1 protein-coding gene is annotated in these 742 nt (G+C 44.2%); it reads left to right on the top strand.

Going from position 1 to position 742, the window contains the following annotated elements; translation table 11 throughout:
- Positions 1 to 742: thiamine pyrophosphate-dependent enzyme (locus EP737_RS25130; protein WP_246040378.1), on the top strand; the 742-nt coding region annotated here is incomplete at both ends.

Below are 742 nucleotides of genomic sequence, written 5' to 3'. Positions count from 1 at the left end.
AATACGATCATACTCCTGGCGTAGATTGCACAACAGGACCACTTGGACAAGGGATTGCTACAGCTGTAGGTATGGCTATGGCGGAACGTCACTTAGCTGCAAAATATAATCGCGAAGCATACAACGTAGTAGATCATTATACATACGTAATTTGCGGAGACGGTGACTTAATGGAAGGTGTTTCAGCTGAAGCATCCTCTTTGGCAGCACATTTAGGCTTAGGGCGTTTGGTTGTATTATACGATTCCAATGATATTTCCTTAGATGGCGATTTAGATCGTTCCTTCTCTGAAAGTGTAAAAGGGCGTTACGAAGCATACGGCTGGCAATATATTCGTGTAGAAGATGGAATGGATGTTGCTGCAATTGCAAAAGCACTTGAAGAAGCAAAGAGCGACGAAAGCCGTCCGACATTAATTGAAGTACGTACAATCATCGGTTTCGGTTCTCCAAATAAATCCGGAAAATCTGCTTCCCACGGTTCTCCGCTTGGTAAGTCTGAAACACAATTAACAAAAGAAGCTTATGGTTGGAATTTTGAACAAGAGTTCCATGTGCCGGAAGAAGTATACGCACATTTCCGCTCTGTGATCCAAGAAGCGGGCGAGAAGAAGCAAGCTGAATGGGATGCATTGCTAAATGGCTATGCGGCTGCTTACCCTGAATTAGCGAAAGAGCTTACTGACGCAATGGAAGGCCGCCTTCCTGAAGGATGGGAAAACAATCTTCCAAAATACGGCTT

The sequence above is a fragment of the Ectobacillus funiculus genome (assembly GCF_004138295.1).
Lineage (GTDB): Bacteria > Bacillota > Bacilli > Bacillales > Bacillaceae_G > Ectobacillus > Ectobacillus funiculus.
This window is presented reverse-complemented; position numbering and strand designations above follow the sequence as displayed.